This window comes from Algoriphagus antarcticus (genome assembly GCF_002150685.1).
Classification (GTDB): Bacteria; Bacteroidota; Bacteroidia; order Cytophagales; family Cyclobacteriaceae; genus Algoriphagus; species Algoriphagus antarcticus.
This window is the reverse complement of the sequence record NZ_MSSW01000042.1, coordinates 17,234-34,729: the sequence shown is the minus strand read 5'-3', so window position 1 is coordinate 34,729 and position 17,496 is coordinate 17,234. Positions and strand designations below refer to the sequence as shown.

The following is a 17,496-nucleotide window of genomic DNA, read 5'->3' as shown; positions in this document are numbered from 1 at the left end:
CTATGTCATCAACCCAAAATCTAAAACAGCGGCTCGAAGCTGTCAATGAATACGAGCGAACTCCTATCCCCAAAAACAAACTAAAAGGCTGGAAAAGCTTTATCGGTACTTATGCAGGCGAACATACTGCAGGAACTGAGTTTGTGTTGGGGCCACTTTTCGTCGCTCATGGTGCTTCAGCTGGAGATTTGGTGAGCGGATTGATTGTCGGGAATATTCTCGCTGTTCTTAGCTGGGCATTTTTAACTGGAAAAGTTGCAGTTAAGACAAGAACAACACTCTATTATCAATTGGAGAAAATAGCTGGCAATCGATTTACGCTAGTCTATAACGTAGTAAATGCAGCACTCTTCTGCTTCCTTGCAGGCTCCATGATCGCCGTTTCTGCTACTGCCGTCGGAATACCTTTCAATCTGCAAATGCCTTCGCTAACTGATGTCTATCCGAATAGCGTTGGTTGGATAATAACCGTATTTGGCATCGGAGCTATCACTACGGTTGTGGCTATGTTCGGTTTCAATGTCATCTCAAAATTTGCCAATATCGCTGCGCCATGGATGATTATGATCTTTATCGCTGCAGCAGTGGGAGTTTTGCCTAGACTGGGAATCAACTCATTTTCTGATTTTTGGCCAGTGGCCGAAACGACTATTTGGAATGGCGTACCACTTGAAGGTCAAAGCAAATTCACTTTCTGGCACATCATGTTCTTTGCCTGGTTTTGTAATATGGGCATGCACATCGGAATGGCTGACTTGTCGCTCCTCCGTTATGCAAAGAAATGGACGTACGGATTTTCATCTGCCACTGGAATGTTCTTAGGGCATTTTATCGCTTGGATGGCTTCAGGTATTTTGTATTCATTGTTTCTTATCGAGTCAAAAGGAAGTTTGGTTTTTGCTCCAGGTCCTATTGCTTACGAGGCAGCTGGCATAGCAGGTGCAGTTTGTGTGGTGATCGCTGGATGGACTACTGCTAATCCTACCCTTTATCGAGCAGGACTTGCGATTCAATCCATCAACCCGAAATGGAAAACTTGGAAAGTAACACTCTTCGTTGGCTTAGTGACAACTATCGCCGCTTGCTTCCCAGCTTTGGTGATGCAGTTGCTGGAATTCGTTGCCCTTTACGGATTGATCTTAATGCCACTTGGCGCAGTGATATTCTTGGATGTATTTGTGCTTCCAAAAATGGGACTTGCCAGCAATTATGCTGAATTGACCAACTCCCACTTCAATCCAGCAGTCGGAATCACTTGGGGTATATCTCTTATCTTCTGCTTAGGATTGAATATTTATGGTGGAATAGAAATCTTCTTCCTTGGACTTCCGGGTTGGTTTGTAGCAGTGTTCGTATACTTGCTTGCTTCAAAAGCTATTCAGAAGAAAGTCACAAACGTCTCTCCTACTATTCCTTTAACTTATTGATTGTGGCAACTATACTTAAAATAATATCCTTCGCTGCTTTAGCACTTACACTTGTTCCAGCATTCCTTGTATTTTGGGGATATATCGAACCAAATCTATCTAAAACGCTAATGCTAATTGGCACGGTAGTCTGGTTTGGGACGGCTTCCTTTTGGATGAACAAGTCAGAAGAGGAAGAGGAAGAAGTCATCTAGCTAGCTTTCGTTAAGTCCAGCTTCTGGAGACGCATGGAAAATACAATTATCAAAAAAAATACTGCGCCCTTTGCATGACCTTTGTGCCCTTTGCGGTTAAAATAATACAACTATGAAACTTACTCTCGACCAAATAAACGATCAAAATAAACCTCAAAGCGCTGAGCATACAAGAAGCTTCGAGTTCCTTGCGGAAAGCCTGGCTAAAAAAGGAAACAATGTAGAAGAACTAATTTCCAAGCTTCAAGCTTTGCAAATTGCCATTCCAAGTTGGGCTCTAGGAACAGGCGGAACACGCTTTGGGAGATTCTCTGGTGGTGGAGAACCTGCCACTTTGATCCAAAAAATTCAGGATGTAGGAATACTTCATGACCTCAATCAATCCAGCAGTGCCGTTTCTCTCCATATTCCATGGGATATTCCAAGCGATTATCAAGCAATCAAGGACAGTGCAGCGGAGGTAGGAATCTGCTTCGATGCAGTGAATTCCAATACTTTCCAGGACCAAACCAATCAAGCGCATAGCTATAAATTCGGTTCTTTGGCCAATTCTGAAGCTGCGGTTCGTGAGTTGGCTGTCGAGCATAACAAACAGGTAATTGAGATTGGGGAGAAATTAGGTTCCAAAGCACTCACCGTTTGGTTGGCTGATGGCAGTAGTTTCCCAGGTCAGCATAGTTTGAGAAAAGCGCTGGAAAACACCCACTTATCGCTACAGGAAATCTACAAAGCTGTGCCTGAAGACTGGAAACTGCTTATTGAGTACAAACCTTATGAGCCGCATTTTTATAGTACAGTGATTCAAGATTGGGGAACGTCATTTTTATTGGCAAATAAGCTTGGTAAGAAGGCATACACTTTAGTGGATCTTGGGCATCATCTTCCGAATACCAATATTGAGCAGATCGTGGCTACCCTAATGACGGAAGGAAAATTGGGCGGATTTCACTTCAATGATTCAAAATACGGAGATGATGATTTGACAGTTGGAAGTGTAAAACCGTATCAGCTATTCTTGATTTTTCAGGAACTTGTGAAAGGCTTTAGCGAAACGAAAAATCCCCCACTTTCATGGATGATAGACGCAAGTCACAATCTAAAAGACCCGATGGAGGATCTGATTCAATCTGTGCAAGCGATTAAACTTGCGTACGCTCAGGCATTATTGGTGGACACCAAATCTCTGGACGCTGCTCAGGAAGTTCACGATGTAACAGGCGCACAGGAGATTTTGCAGGATGCCTATAGAACAGACCTTCGTCCACTTCTAGCTGAAGCTATCCGCAGATCAGGTGGAGCGATTGATCCAATTCAAACGTTCAGAAGTCTTAAAGTAAGAGAAACTCTGATTCACGAAAGAGGCTTAAAATCAATAGCTTCTGGGTTGTAATTTATATTAAGTTTTAATCTAAAACACAGTTCACCCCTAATCCGAACTTCATGATTGAACAGGAGCACTCCCCCTTTTAAGGGGTTTGGGGGATTTATTTTTGTGATAATTAACCAAACTCTAAAAAGTAATACGTGGTATCCTCCTAATACAATTTTCAGTTTTAATTTGAGTTTCAGATTGGAAAATCCCCCTTGCCCCCTTTGTAAATTGGAACTTGGCAAATTGCTATCTTCAAGTACCTCATATAATCATTCTCCTGCTTCTTAGCGGGTCTCCGCGAAAAACTCAGTGTGCTTTGCGGTTTAAATATTTACATTTTTTACTTCCCCTCTAAGGGTAATCCCGCTCAAAGCTGTCACCTATATGACCTCACAAAAAAGTCATTATAGCTTATGGGAAAATATAGCCAACTCCGAAAAATCACTCAAGTCTTCAACGAATACGGAATCGTATTGACTGGAGCTCGAAAACACGATCACTTCATATTCGATCTGAGAATGGATAAAATCTTCCTGAATGGATTGATTTTCGAATTGGAGTATGCCCTTGAAAAGGAGCTCGAAGATCATAAAGTAATCGCAGTGGATGCACCATCCCAACTGATCGCTATGCTGATTGATTGAAACTCCACAGCAAAAGCAACAACTTAATAATTAAATTTTCACCAATCCATGTCGCGCTAGTAAGCACTTTTCTACCGTTGACTTTGGATTAGTTTTAAAAACCCACCTCAATGAAAACTCTCCAACTAAAACTCGCCCTATTATCATTTTTGTTTTTCACTTTCATATCAATCTCATATGCTCAAGAAAAAAGCCCCGCTCATGTAGGGGTCTTCTACCCTATTTCCACGCATGGAACAGAGGCAGCTGATTATACCAACAACTTTAGCCTTCATGTACTTACGGGATTGTCCGGAGGAGAAACTGGCGCTGCGATCTACGGTTTGGCGGGAATGGTCAAAGGCGATGTGCGAGGCGCACAGATCTCTGGGCTCTGGAACAATGTCTCCGGTAATGTAATAGGTCTACAGGTTGCAGGCATTCTCAATCAAAGTTCAGATGCCACTCAAGCCGCCCAGATTGCAGGCATCAGCAATATAAACTTAGGGAATTCTGCTTTTCAGGCTTCGGGCATCTTCAATACCGCTAAGCTTGTAGATGGAGCCCAGCTAGCTGGAATCTCAAATATTGCTGAGAAAATTGATGGGATTCAAGGTTCTGGAATTTCAAGTATTTCTAAGTCTGTAACTGGCTTGCAAGTGTCGGGAATTGCTAGCATTTCACCTGAAATAGATGGGGCACAAATCTCAGGAATTGCCTCATTAGCCAAGAATGTGAGTGGAATCCAGATTTCAGGAATCTCAAACGTAGCAGCAAATGTCGAGGGAATTCAGATCGCAGGGCTGGTGAATAGAGCTAAAAAAGTCAAAGGCATGCAAATCGGCCTGATCAATATTGCAGACAGCAGTGATTATACGATTGGCTTGATCAACATTGTGAAAAACGGTGAGCATAGAATAGGTGTTTCTATGGATGAAAACTTCAACTCCTTTCTAACTTTTCGCTCGGGCGGAAAGCGGATTTATGGGATTTTTGGCTTGGGAACAAACTTTGAAATTAAAGACCTGAAATATGGATTTGAAGCAGGTTTAGGTTTGAATTTGGTGGAAAGCAAACACTTTCGCCTAGACTTGGAAGGAGTAAGCAAATATCTGACGGATTTTAAGGACAATGATTTCGCAAAATTCAGCTTCCAATTACTGCCTGCCCTGAATATCTCCCAAAGTATTCATCTTTTCGCAGGGCCAAGTATTTCCTACGTGTATTCAGAAGACTGGAATATGATGGATCATTCGGGCTTGACAATTTGGGACAAGACGAATCGAGAAAATCAGCAAGCGGTACTGTTGGGATTTACGGTTGGTTTGAATGTGAGGTTCTACCAATAAATGGTGATATGACCGATGCAACTAACATCGGTCACCCGACACCAAACACCTGACAATAATCACAATTACCAATAAACCCATATTTTTACCAACCCCGCTAAGGGTAAAGCCAGTTCAACTTGTCATATCACTGAAAGCATCAAAGAATCGCAAGTGACAGAGAAACTATCACATCCGTCAAATACGCTCACGCTGGTCGATGAACAGTCATTCGAAGTCGTGTTCAAGACATATTTCAAGGCTTTGCATGCCTATGCAATGGCGATTTTGAAGGAGTCGGAAACAGCAGAAGAAATCGTACAGAGCGTATTTCTCAAACTTTGGGAAAAACGAGAAACCATTGAAATCAGCAGTTCGCTAAAGGCTTACCTCTACCGAGCTGTGTACCATGACAGTCTGAACCACATCAAGCATCAACAAGTGAAACGAAAGCATTGGGAACATGCGCATTACGAAATGACTCAGGGCAAGCCCGAGGAAGTTGGGGAGCCGATCAGCGGCCAAGAAAATGAATTGTATGAGCGCTTCCAATTGGCGCTGGAAAAACTGCCTGAGAAATGCCGAATGGTGTTTAATCTCAGCAGGTTTGAGGAACTGAAATATCAGGAAATAGCCAATCGATTGGGAATCTCCATCAAAACGGTGGAAGCTCACATGGGGAAAGCACTGAAGACGCTGCGGTTTGAACTCGCGGAATTCCTTCCGCTGCTTTTGATGTTTTTGATAAATCTATAAGCTATGGAAACCATGAACGAAGAAAAATTGATCAAATATTTGCTTCAGGAAAGTGATTCAGAGGAGACCAAAGCTGTACAAGAATGGATTGCCAGTGATGCCGCGAATCAAAAGCAATTCGAAGAGATAAAATGGATTTGGGATTCCAGTAATGTTCTCTTGGAAAAAAGCGACATGGATGAAAACCAAGCTTGGCAGAAATTCACAACTCTTAGAGATAAAAAAATAGCAAATAACCCGCAACAGAATCAGCGCTTTTTGCGAAGCAACTGGTTCAGAGTGGCGGCGGCAATCACATTAATAGTTGTATCAGCATGGGTTTATTCGGCTTTTCTACCTCAGTCTGGCAGAGCCTATTTTAGCTCAGTTGAACTCCAGTCAGAAAGCACGCATATGGAAGTACAGCTGCTGGATGGTACGGATATTACGTTGAATAGAAATACGAAGGTAACCTATTCTCAGAAGCTTTTCGCAAATGAAAGGAAAGTGAGTTTAGAATATGGAGAGGCATTCTTTGACGTAAAAAGAAATGAAGCAAAGCCTTTTGTAATCCAGTCAGATCGGGCTCAAATAACAGTTTTGGGAACAAGTTTTCATGTAAAAACCTATGAGAATACTACAGAAGTGATCGTGGTGACAGGTTCTGTACAAGTAGAAATTGAAGGCAGAAAAGAGATACTTAAGCCAGACGAAAAACTCAGCATTAATCAAAATACTGGTGAAATGGTAAAGACTTTACAAACAAATAAGCTTTACAATTATTACGTCAGCAAGAAATTTCAGGCTGATCGGATTCCATTGGAAGAGTTGGTGGCAACGCTCAATGAAGCCTACGATGCTAACATCGAAATTGCCAAAGTGGAATTGAGGACACTGCCCATCACTACGACTTTGGAATATGGCTTACTCAGTGAGAATCTTGAAGTGATTCGAGAAACTTTGAATTTGAAAATTACTCAACGTGGCGGAAAGATTATCATCGAGTAATAAGTTACTTTCTAGAGAATAAAGGACTATGGTTGAAAAAATCATAGTCCTTACTTTGTTAAATTGAATCATCATTCCTGTTTTTAATATATTGACTTAAATGCTCAACTCTAAAGTACTTTTTCAGGGTTCTATCCTACTCTTAATTTTTTTGATCAATTCGGTCAATGGATTTTCGCAAATGATGCTTGAGAAGAAAATTCAAATCCAAAGAGATGACGAACTCAATCTTCGTCAAATGCTGGATACGCTTTCTGCTCAAAATGCCTTCTATTTTTCTTATGAAAGCACACTTCTGGAACTGGATAAAACCTTGGATACAGAAAGATTCTCCGGTACCATAGGCGATTTTCTCCTGAAAGAACTTGGCAGTGAATATGAATACAAAGAGCTGCCAGGCTACATCATCATCCGCTATGCACCGGAAAAACTTGATCTGGATGCTGATATGGACACAAGATTTAAAACGATAACAGTAAAAGGTTATATCAAAAATGTCCGAACCAATGAAGTTGTGAGCCAAGCCAGTATCTATGACAAAAATAGCCTTGCTTCCACGCTCACAGATGATAAGGGGTATTTCAAATTGAAGTATAAGAAATTAGACTCATCTATTTGGCTCAAGCTGAGCAAGGAGAATTATAGAGATACTACCTTTTTGCTTTTGCCTACTGTGGATATTGTCGTAGAGAAGGAAAATCGGAGGTTCCGCTACTTACCTGAAGACAGCACAACTAGAGCATTGGAAGATAGTTTCTTAGGAAGGGCGTTCATTGGTTTCAGACAAAGACTACAAGGAATAAACGTAGGAAATTTCTTTGCGGAAAGCCCATTTCAAATGTCCCTGATCCCTGGACTGAGTTCCAAAGGTATGTTTAGCAGTCAAACTATAAGCAAATTTTCCCTAAACCTAATAGGTGGCTATACTGCCGGAATCGAAGGAATGGAACTGGCGGGAATCTTCAACATAAATAAAAGAGATGTGAAATCTGTGCAAGCTGCTGGTATTTTCAACTTAGTAGGCGGTGGGTCCAAAGGAGTTCAGGTAGGAGGAATTTACAATTCGGTGTACAGAAATATAGATGGCTTGCAAGTTGGAGGTATTTACAATCATGTGCGAGAAAATGCAGAAGGCCTTCAGATTGGTGGAATAGTGAATCAAGTGAACAATGATGCTGATGTACAGATAGCCGGAATTGTTAACCACGCGAAGAATTCCAATCATTTTCAGCTTGCAGGTATAACTAATCATGCCACAAAATCAGCAGGCTTTCAATTGGCAGGAATTTCCAATATAGTGGGTGATTCTGTAAATCATCAAGTCTCTGCCATTGTCAACCGAGCTAAAAAAGTCAAAGGATTTCAATTATCGCTGATCAATATTGCAGAGGAAAATGACAACCCGCTTGGTCTTTTGAACTTTATCAAAAATGGAGAGAAGAATTTAGGACTTTCCTTTGATGAGTCGGGATTTACTCATTTCGCTTTTAGGTCAGGAGGTAGAAAAATGTATGGAATTCTGGGAGTTGCCTATAATCTTAGAGATGTTGACACTCCTATTGGAATAGAGGCTGGATTTGGGATTCACTTGATTCCAGACTCCAAATTCTCTCTAGACACAGAATTTTTAAGCCTCTCTGCCAGTGATTTTCAAGAAATATCAAATCATCTCCAATCTTTTCGACTTTTCCCCGGTTACCAATTTGGCAACCATTTTCGCATTTTCGCAGGCCCAAGCCTTAATTTTGCATTCTTGGATCCGGGTCAGGAAGATTTTACCAATGGCTGGAATATTTTAGACAAAACCACATCAACACGCATCTACCGGAGTTATGGTGGGATTACCGGTGGGATTCAGGTTATTTTTTAGAATTAAATAATCCCGTTACGCTCCTACCCTATAGTTTTCTGCCAATACCAAGTTCCAGAGGAACGGCATTTTTTTTAGCCTCGGGTTTCAACCCGAGGTAAAATATGATTGAATAGATTCCCGTGTTTTGGCCGAAAAGATGTCAAAAGGAAAAATGCCAGTTCGCCATTTTAGAATTAAATAATCCCGTTACGCTCCTACCCTATAGTTTTCTGCCAATACCAAGTTCCAGAGGAACGGCATTTTTTTTAGCCTCGGGTTTCAACCCGAGGTAAAATATGATTGAATAGATTCCCGTGTTTTGGCTGAAAAGATGCCAATAGAGAAAATGCCAGTTCGCCATTTTAGAATTAAATAATCCCGTTACGCTCCTACCCTATAGTTTTCTGCCAAAACCAAGTTCCAGAGGAACGGCATTTTTTTTAGCCTCGGGTTTCAACCCGAGGTAAAATATGATTGAATAGATTCCCGTATTTTGGCCGAAAAGATGCCAATAGAGAAAATGCCAGTTCGCCAAAACCGATGGATGATGATAACATAAATTAAAAGTCTTTGGAAACGCGGACTACATTGAAGTTTATTTTTTTGACCGCATTTTTTTCGCCACATAGAGTCTCATAACGCTCATAGTCTAGAATAGAAAATTGAGCCCCATCCTGGTTCAAGTCTCATGACTTGAACCTGTTAAAATGTAGTCTTCAGCATTTCATAATGGCGAAAAATCTTTCGTCCCAATCGTGCCATCTGTTTTCTCTGCGTTACCCTCAGCGACCACCGCGGTTTAAAAAAACATAAAAAAACCCGGCCGAAGCCAGGTTTTGGGTGATTTAAACAATTTTTCACTAGTTCCTTATTTGAATGTTGCCACTAGAGACAACACCAGACACGGTATAAGGAGAACCGTTATTAATCTTCAATGAGCCTGAAGAAGTACTTCCTCCTACCCTTAGATTTCCACTGGATGATTTCAAATCAAAGTTGAAACCATTCAAATCGGAATTTGTTTTAATATCAAAATTCCCTGAAGAACCTTCAAATATTGTATTAGGCCCTAGGTTAGAATCTTCTGCTGTATAATTTCCAGAGGAAACCTTCAATTTCCCAATTTCTTGAACTCTGCTTAAAGTTCCGTTTCCTGAATTCAATGAACTGTTTACCCTGCCGCTAATTTCATTGAAACTAAATCTTCCGCTAGATCCTACTGCATTTATATTCCCTTCGAGATCTGAAACAGTGGCATTTCCCGATGACATCTCCAACTCTACATTACCTATTAACTGTGTAGCATCGATCATACCAGAACTCAACTCCAAATCAATAAGGGGAGCACTGATACTTGATAGCCTCACATTCCCAGATCCCCCATCAAACTCAAATTTCTGAGAAGTAACTTGGTGAATCTGAATATTCCCAGAACCGGCTTCCAGATCTATATTCATCAATACAGGGCCAGTAAGGTTGAGATAGCCACGGCTATTTCCGCCGCCACCGCCGTGTTTTTCCACTTCGATGATCAGCTTATCCTGCTCCACACGATACTCAATAGAATATTTTCCTGATCTGCTCGACTCCAGAGCTCCAAGGAGTTGTACTGACTCGGCATTTACATTTCCCTGATAAGTCACATCCAGAAAAGATGACTCTATTTCAACAGAAGAAATCCCTGTGAATTCCTCATTAACTGACTGGACTAACTCAAGGTCATAATCACAAGATGCCAAAGAAGCAAAAGTTAACCAAAGTAGAACAAATGCTAATTTTCGAAATTTAATTTGTTTCAATTTCATAAACAGATAGTTTTTCAAGATAAAATATTGATATATAATACTAACTACATCTGCTTGCACACAAACTTATGCAGATTTAAATGGCTCTGTTTCTCCTTTTTTATTACTTGATCTAAATCAATTTGAAAAGACGATGTATTCTACAGAATTGAAGTAGAAATGAGGAATTCATCTCTTATTCAACACTTTTCGATTACTGTAGTATTCCTCATTTCATTAGATTTGAATGAACAGTCACACCTTATTCAAATCATCTTTAGCAGATAAAGCTAAGACAGCTTTCTTTGTACTTACCCTTAGTTAAAATTTAAAAAAATGATCGCCGACACTCCAAGACCTCCCTACTACGCAGTTATTTTTTCGAATATCAGAACTGAAATAGAGGAAGGTTATGCCGAGACAGCAGTAGAAATGGTAAGATTGGCTGAAGCGCAAGATGGATATCTTGGGCATGAAAGTGTACGTGATGGTTTAGGAATCACAGTCAGTTATTGGTCAAGTTTAGATGCAATTCGAAACTGGAAGCAACAGACTGATCACCTACTTGCCCAAAGAATGGGAAGGGAAAAATGGTATTCAGCTTATAAAACCCGGATTTGTCGAGTAGAGCGGGATTATGATTTTTCGGTTGCCGATAAGTGATTTCAGATATGAGATTTCAGCCAGACCTTTATCACATTTTAACCAACTCAGCAGTGTTGGTAAAATCTTATAGTAGAAAACGCCTATAAAAAATCCTTTGAAATATTTCAGGATTTGTAACACTGAATTATTCCAAAGGATCTAAAATCTTAAGTCTAATGTCTCAATACTAAGGATTAACTGCTAAAAAGCATATCCAAGACCAACTCCCGCAAACAATGGCCAAAACCCATTGTTATTAAAGATCGGATTCAAATTTACTTTCCACATAAAACCGCCATCAGTTGGCATTCTTCTATAGCCAAAATTCAAGACTCCCATTACAGATGGAGATCCGTCTATTTCTAAAATGAAGGCTGTCCCAGAGTTAGTTTGATTATAACTATTACAGATATAAGTGCCATTCTGATCAAAATAGCAACTCTCATAAAAGTTATTATTTTTAAAAGCAACGAAAGTCGCACCAAAACCCATTTCAAAAAAATGATTTCCTTTTCCGTATAATTTATTCACCATTACAGGAAGAGAATAAAACGAATTTCTATCCAATGCATAGCCACCAAAACCAACTCTCATGCCCCAAGAGTCCATTCTGGTTTTATCAAAGCGAAAATCATAGTTAAAACTGTAAGGTAAGCCAGCTCCACCCAGTTCTGCATAAATAGACCGAGTTGCCAGTTCAGGTTCTGTTTCTTGAGCCATCAGTAATTGGCTACTTAATAGCAATAAGAATACAAGGATAACATGTTTCATAAATGTTGGTTTAAGAATTATTAATACGAATTAACGCATTTCGGTCGAAATTGATGTTTAGATTTGATTAAATTTTACTGTTTAATTAGTTTTAAATTTTACACTTTTATGAATTTTTCAAACAACACTACCGCTACTTATAACCAACTGATCTTATGCTGAGAAAAATACTGCTAGGAGTGTTTGCCGCAGCGATGGTGCTTGCCATTGTGTATATGCTGGGCCCCAAGGTCAAGGATCAAGAAATAGCCATAGAATTCCCCCAAATACCGACTCGTCTGGCTGAATTGCAGGAATACTTACACCAACGAGAAGATTCTGTAGTAGGGCTGAAACCGGGAAATGAAGCCTATATCGTATGGGCGGATAGTTTGAATAAGCGCAAGACTCCATACTCTATCGTCTATATCCACGGATTTGGAGCTAGCCCTATGGAAGGAGACCCTGTCCACAGATTTCTTGCTGCTCATTTCGGAGCCAATCTCTTTGTAACTCGTTTGCCTGAGCATGGTATCAAGCGGGAAAACGGGATGGAATACATGAGCCCACAGGCGCTAGCCAATGCTGCTGGGGAAGCCTATCAAATAGGTAAAAGTCTTGGGGATGAAGTGATCGTAGTCGGCACATCCATGGGGGGAGCATTGACTTTGCTTCTGGCGAGCCAGCAACCTGATATCAAAGCAGTCGTTGTTTATTCTCCCGCTATACGGGATTATGGTGAAAAATTGAGCGCATTCTTTAATCCATGGATGGAAAAAGTAATGGAAATGACGATGATGGAAAAGAAGATGATTCATCAGCCGCGTGAAGGTGAAAAAGCCATGTATTGGTCAGAAGATTATCATATCAACGGTTACGAAAGTCTAGCGATCATCATGTATAGCAACATGAATGAAAACACGTTCAAAAATATTGAGCAACCCTTATTTTTAGCATACTATTATAAAGACAATAAAGCTCAAGACATGGTCGTCTCAGTACCAAAGATGAAAGAAATGTTTGAGCAGATTTCTACCCCTGCAGCAATGAAGCGGGAAAAAGCATTTCCAAATTCTGGCGACCACGTGATTGGAAGTTCTATCACCTCTGGAGATTGGGAAGGAGTGCTTTTCAGCACAATTGATTTCTTAGAGAACGTGGTGAAAATCCCGGCTAAGCCTGAGTTTCAGGAAAAAGTGGATGAGCTGCTGCAGGTGCAGGAATCCATGGGGAAAATTGATTGATTGAACCGCAAAGAGCTCGGAGATTTTCGAAGAGTTAACATGAGAATTTTCTTAATATGATTATACGGAATCTTGCCAATAGAAAATTTATAGGATCGAAAATCCAAAGACACCTTGAATTCTGGTTTACTTCGGTCTTCCGTCATCGGTCATCCAGCCCGAAAAGAAAATAAGACTAGTGGCAACATAGCGAATAGTCATATATTAAAATTTCATTTTTTTTTAGCTTCACTCAAACTTAGCCCTGAATGGCTCAGCAGGTAAGTCCAGGTTATTTACCAGATTCACCTCAGGATTGTCTGCCCAGGCATAGCGGATTTCCCCGGTCTCTATTCCTTCTGGAAGCATAATCTTCACCGTTTCCTTATCTACAATTGAGCCTGCCACTTGTTGAAAATCTGCATCCTCCTTAGCAACAATAAACCCTTTTACTGCGTCCCCTTCTTTCAGCTTTAGCCCTTCACCTGCGGACTTAAACTTAACTATCAACTCATTTCCTTGTCGAGAAAGTGAGTCAAACTGTGGCCCAGAAGCTAGGTTTTTCTCTCCGTACGCAACTTTTCTAGCCTGTAGCCAAAGTCGCTCTCCCACATCTTTTTTGTTCCTAGGGTGAATATCTGCTTCTTCTCCTATGTCGATGATCGTCACCATTCCAGTTTTTGGAAGTTCTAGAATCTGATTCTGAGCCTCTCTCAAAAATGCCCAATTACTTTCCGGCTGTACATCTTTTCTCTCCATGAAATTAGCTAGCTGTACAAAAAGAAAAGGGAAATCACCCAACCCCCAATCAGCTCTCCAGTTGGTAATCATCGTAGAGAATAGTTCTTTGTATTCTTCGTGACGACCAGCATTACTTTCTCCCTGATACCAAATTGCACCTTTGATCGTATAGTTGGTAATCGGAACAATCATGGCATTGTACATCATTCCCGGCATCCAGTTATACCATTCTACTTTTGGAAGTTGTGGCTCTACAGTCGAATTAGAATAGCTCCACGTTCCCTCAAGCGATGTTTTCTCATCTGACTGTAGCAAATACATTTCCTCTGACTTCCCTATAGTTGGCTGATTATTCCAAGTATTTATCGCGCGCACAGTCAAGACATTAGTTCCTTTGACCAGCATTTCCGCCGGGATTTCCATCTCCGGCAAAGTTTTACCCCAATCTTTGTAATGCAACAGTTTCCCATTCACATACACATAGGCCATTTGCTCGATATTTGGCAAGTGGAGGCTTACATTATCTGTATTTGTAAGTTTGAATTTTTTACGAGCCCAAGCGATATGCTGGAGAGGATTGGCTTGAGGCAGATTAATTTTTCTCCAATTCGAATCATCATATGAAATCGCAGCAACTTGCAATGCTGCAAGAGAATCCGGTTTGCTCACCAAGGAATCGCGCAATTGGCGATTCGACTCATTCTCTTTTAGTTTGGCATCCCAACTTTGATTGTTCTCAACGACATCCTTAGCTTGCTCCTTAAACGACCCTTCCATTTCCGCTAGGATCTCGGCATCAGTCCAGCCTTCTACGGGCGTCCCTCCCCAGTTGGCCTCTATGATTCCCACTGGAACATTCTTTTCTTTATTATTTCGCTTCGCAAAAAACCAAGCAATCGCCGAGAAATCCTTCATATTCACTGAATCAGCTACTTTCCACTCACCTCCTACCACATCGTCCAACTTTACAGCACTGTAAGAATTGGGGACTTTGAAAAATCGGATCTGAGGATTTCCTCCCTCAGCAAATTCCTTTTCTGCTCCGATAACCTGAGATTTCAGCCTCCATTCCATGTTGGACTGACCACCTGCTACCCATACATCACCGACATAGACATCATTGAAGATTTGCTGATTTATCTCCAATACAAAAGGACCTCCTGCGGATAAATTTGGCAGCTTCAAAATCCATGTACTATCTGCGTCTACAGTTGCACTAGTTACCGCGTCTGCCAAGCTTACCCGAACATTTTCACCGGGAATGCCTTTTCCCCAAACGGAAATAGCTGCCTCACGCTGCACGACCATCCCATCTCCAAAAAGCTTTGGCAAGAAAACCTCCGAATCAAATTTTGAAGACTCACAGGAAAACAGAATAAAGAGGGCGAATAATTTCCAGATATGTTTCATAGGGTGTGGTTGATTCTAATGGGAAATTGCCTAAAAAAACTGAAACATCTAAACCTATTGATGCCAATAGAATAATTTCTCCGAGTAAACAGGCTGGAAGACCGGAGACAGAAGTAATAAGCCCAAATTCTGGGCATATCCTTTTAACAGCCACCTTAACTAATTGCTAGGGAAATGGAGACATATAAAACATATACTGATATCTGCAATTCATCCATTTGCTAAATTCAATCTAGAGCCCACCTTCATTGGGCCCCCCGCCCGGTAATTTTAGATTTAGTGGGGGAAGAAAATTTATGATTTTGAAACTTACTGATTAATAACTTCTAATGAATTGGTTAAATAAGCGAAAGGAGCATTCCAGTTGATTGCGATTTCATTGGATGCGTAGCTACAACTTTCGTCAATGTATGCCTCATCTGCAAATGAGCTTATGTCTTCAAAGGAGAAATCGCCTGAATTGGAGAAAACTGGGATGGTGTAGGTAAAAGCACTTCTCCGAGAACCCCATTCTTCATGGTGTACATCTTTGTTTCGAGTGTTTGTGCTTCGTCACCTTTGCTTTTTCTAGCTCTTCGGTTGTTAAAATGTCTGATATTTTTGCTGTGGAAAATTCTTCGTGTGTAGGGAAAAGAGCTTTCTTTTTATATAGCTGCGCGTTTAGCTCGTTTTCACCATATTATTATTCAGCCGAAGTCTGCCCTTGTCTTCCTGATTGGCCTGAATTTCATGAGTAAATCCATCAACACGAAAAACCCCCAGATCATGCTCAGGATATTAGAATTGGACAAGCCCAGACTTTCATCAAGATTTCGAAAAACCAGTTTTTCTTCTTCAACCTGACCAGAAACTGATCCAGCCCAAAGCATCATCAAACAAGCTATTCCACTTACCACAAATCCTTTCATACACCAGTAACTATGGGAGACAAATTATGAGAATTAAAGGGAAAATCGTATTTGCACACCTATATTTTGCAAATGCAGTTCACTTTTTTCACCAAAAAAGTCCGACTGAGGAATCTCAACCGGACTTTCAAAAATTAGTTATAAAAGACACTTAGATAAACCTATTCAATAGATTTTCGAAGTACTCTTGCTTACCGCTGGTCTGAATAGGCTCACCCACTTCAGCCGCATAGTTTCTCAAATCTTCGAGCGTAAGATTTCCTGTTTCAAAAGACTTGCCTTTTCCAGAATCGAAACTCGCATAGCGATTCTTTCTTCTTTCTAGGTAGTCAGATTTGTCCAAAATATCCTGAGCGATCAGCATACCTCTGGCAAATGCATCCATACTTCCGATATGTGCAAGGAAAAGGTCATCCATATCTGTAGAGTTTCTTCTGATTTTTGCATCAAAGTTTACTCCGCCACCTTGGATACCTGAGGAAGTCAACAACACAAGCATCGCTTCTGTCATTTCCTGCAAGTTCATTGCAAACTGATCGGTATCCCATCCGTTTTGGTAGTCACCTCTATTTGCATCTATGCTTCCAAGCATGCCTGCGTCCGCACACACTTGCAATTCATGTTGGAAAGTATGTCCTGCCAACGTAGCATGGTTTACTTCGATGTTCAATTTGAAATCCTTGTCCAATCCATGCTGTCTTAAGAAGCCAATCACAGTAGCAGCATCGTAATCATACTGGTGCTTTGTAGGCTCCATCGGCTTAGGCTCGATGAAGAATGTTCCTTTGAAACCATTCTTTCTAGCATAGTCACGTGCCATCGTAAGGAATTGAGCTAGGTGCTCTGTCTCGCGCTTCATGTCTGTATTGAGCAAAGACATGTAGCCTTCACGGCCTCCCCAGAACACATAATTCTCGCCATTCAAAGCAATAGTCGCGTCGATTGCATTTTTCACCTGAGTTCCTGCCCATGATACCACATTGAAATCCGGGTTGGTAGACGCACCATTCATGTAGCGGGGATTGCTAAATACGTTCGCAGTTCCCCAAAGTAATTTCACACCAGTATCAGCTTGCTTTTGCTTGGCGTATTCCGTGATGATTTGCATTCTTTTCTCGTACTCTCCCAAGCTAGAACCTTCATCGATCAAGTCAATATCATGGAAGCAATAGTACGGCGCTCCTATTTTAGTGATGAATTCGAACGCCGCATCCATTTTATCTTTAGCTCTCTGAATTGGATCAGCGGCTGCATCCCAAGGATGAACGATAGTACCGGGACCGAATGGATCTCCACCAGTTCCGCAGAAGGAATGCCAATAGGCAATGGCAAATTTAAAATGCTCCTTCATAGTTTTACCGGCGATTTTACGATTTTCGTCGTAGAATCTAAAAGCCAACGGATTGTCGCTTTCCTTACCTTCGAAAGGTATTTTATCGATTGAAGAGAAATAAGTTTTTGACATGTTTACTTAGGTTTATTAGGTATTTATAGGT

Annotated in this window: 15 protein-coding genes; 10 read left to right on the top strand and 5 right to left on the bottom strand. The window is 40.9% G+C overall.

The features are described from left to right. Nucleotides 1-2 precede the first annotated feature (2 nt). From BVH04_RS14070 to BVH04_RS14035, 8 genes are all read left to right on the top strand, one after another. On the top strand, nucleotides 3-1,427 hold the full coding sequence (locus tag BVH04_RS14070) for a purine-cytosine permease family protein (protein ID WP_086542109.1): 1,425 nt from the start codon (nucleotides 3-5) through the stop codon (nucleotides 1,425-1,427). A gap of 2 nt (nucleotides 1,428-1,429) precedes the next feature. Beyond that, complete coding sequence (locus BVH04_RS14065) at nucleotides 1,430-1,621, top strand: hypothetical protein (protein WP_086542174.1); 192 nt, start codon at nucleotides 1,430-1,432, stop codon at nucleotides 1,619-1,621. 112 nt (nucleotides 1,622-1,733) lie between these two features. Further along, nucleotides 1,734-3,011 carry a sugar isomerase gene (locus BVH04_RS14060; RefSeq protein ID WP_086542108.1) on the top strand — a complete coding sequence of 426 codons (1,278 nt, stop codon included), beginning with the start codon at nucleotides 1,734-1,736 and terminating at the stop codon, nucleotides 3,009-3,011. A 395-nt stretch (nucleotides 3,012-3,406) separates the two neighbouring features. Continuing rightward, a complete protein-coding gene (locus BVH04_RS14055; RefSeq protein WP_086542107.1) occupies nucleotides 3,407-3,637 on the top strand; it encodes an acyl carrier protein in 231 nt (76 codons plus the stop codon). Between the two features lie 110 nt (nucleotides 3,638-3,747). Beyond that, a complete protein-coding gene (locus BVH04_RS14050) occupies nucleotides 3,748-4,965 on the top strand; it encodes a hypothetical protein (RefSeq protein ID WP_086542106.1) in 1,218 nt (405 codons plus the stop codon). A 153-nt stretch (nucleotides 4,966-5,118) separates the two neighbouring features. After that, nucleotides 5,119-5,700, top strand: a complete 582-nt coding sequence (locus BVH04_RS14045; protein ID WP_086542105.1) for an RNA polymerase sigma-70 factor — start codon at nucleotides 5,119-5,121, stop codon at nucleotides 5,698-5,700. Nucleotides 5,701-5,712: 12 nt separating this feature from the next. Further along, entirely contained in the window at nucleotides 5,713-6,687 is a 975-nt protein-coding gene (locus tag BVH04_RS14040) for a FecR family protein (RefSeq protein ID WP_205635855.1), read from the top strand. A gap of 100 nt (nucleotides 6,688-6,787) precedes the next feature. Then, on the top strand, nucleotides 6,788-8,557 hold the full coding sequence (locus BVH04_RS14035; RefSeq protein WP_086542103.1) for a peptidase associated/transthyretin-like domain-containing protein: 1,770 nt from the start codon (nucleotides 6,788-6,790) through the stop codon (nucleotides 8,555-8,557). 842 nt (nucleotides 8,558-9,399) lie between these two features. Here the strand turns inward: BVH04_RS14035 and BVH04_RS14030 are convergent. Further along, entirely contained in the window at nucleotides 9,400-10,344 is a 945-nt protein-coding gene (locus BVH04_RS14030) for a DUF4097 family beta strand repeat-containing protein (protein ID WP_086542102.1), read from the bottom strand. Nucleotides 10,345-10,659: 315 nt separating this feature from the next. Here BVH04_RS14030 and BVH04_RS14025 point away from each other — a divergent pair, with 315 nt between their 5' ends. Then, nucleotides 10,660-10,986: an antibiotic biosynthesis monooxygenase family protein gene (locus BVH04_RS14025; protein WP_086542101.1), complete on the top strand. Its 327-nt coding sequence runs from the start codon at nucleotides 10,660-10,662 to the stop codon at nucleotides 10,984-10,986. A gap of 183 nt (nucleotides 10,987-11,169) precedes the next feature. Here the strand turns inward: BVH04_RS14025 and BVH04_RS14020 are convergent, their stop codons facing one another. Then, nucleotides 11,170-11,739: a hypothetical protein gene (locus tag BVH04_RS14020; protein WP_086542100.1), complete on the bottom strand. Its 570-nt coding sequence runs from the start codon at nucleotides 11,737-11,739 to the stop codon at nucleotides 11,170-11,172. Between the two features lie 155 nt (nucleotides 11,740-11,894). Here BVH04_RS14020 and BVH04_RS14015 point away from each other — a divergent pair, with 155 nt between their 5' ends. Further along, the gene (locus tag BVH04_RS14015) at nucleotides 11,895-12,962 is read left to right on the top strand and encodes an alpha/beta hydrolase (protein ID WP_086542099.1); all 1,068 of its coding nucleotides are present in this window, start codon (nucleotides 11,895-11,897) and stop codon (nucleotides 12,960-12,962) included. A gap of 228 nt (nucleotides 12,963-13,190) precedes the next feature. Here BVH04_RS14015 and BVH04_RS14010 read toward each other — a convergent pair whose 3' ends face one another. From BVH04_RS14010 to xylA, 3 genes are all read right to left on the bottom strand, one after another. Then, nucleotides 13,191-15,092 carry a sialate O-acetylesterase gene (locus tag BVH04_RS14010; protein ID WP_086542098.1) on the bottom strand — a complete coding sequence of 634 codons (1,902 nt, stop codon included), beginning with the start codon at nucleotides 15,090-15,092 and terminating at the stop codon, nucleotides 13,191-13,193. A gap of 686 nt (nucleotides 15,093-15,778) precedes the next feature. Next, nucleotides 15,779-16,000 carry a hypothetical protein gene (locus BVH04_RS14005; RefSeq protein ID WP_086542097.1) on the bottom strand — a complete coding sequence of 74 codons (222 nt, stop codon included), beginning with the start codon at nucleotides 15,998-16,000 and terminating at the stop codon, nucleotides 15,779-15,781. A gap of 151 nt (nucleotides 16,001-16,151) precedes the next feature. Beyond that, on the bottom strand, nucleotides 16,152-17,465 hold the full coding sequence (gene xylA, locus BVH04_RS14000) for a xylose isomerase (RefSeq protein ID WP_086542096.1): 1,314 nt from the start codon (nucleotides 17,463-17,465) through the stop codon (nucleotides 16,152-16,154). Nucleotides 17,466-17,496 lie beyond the last annotated feature (31 nt).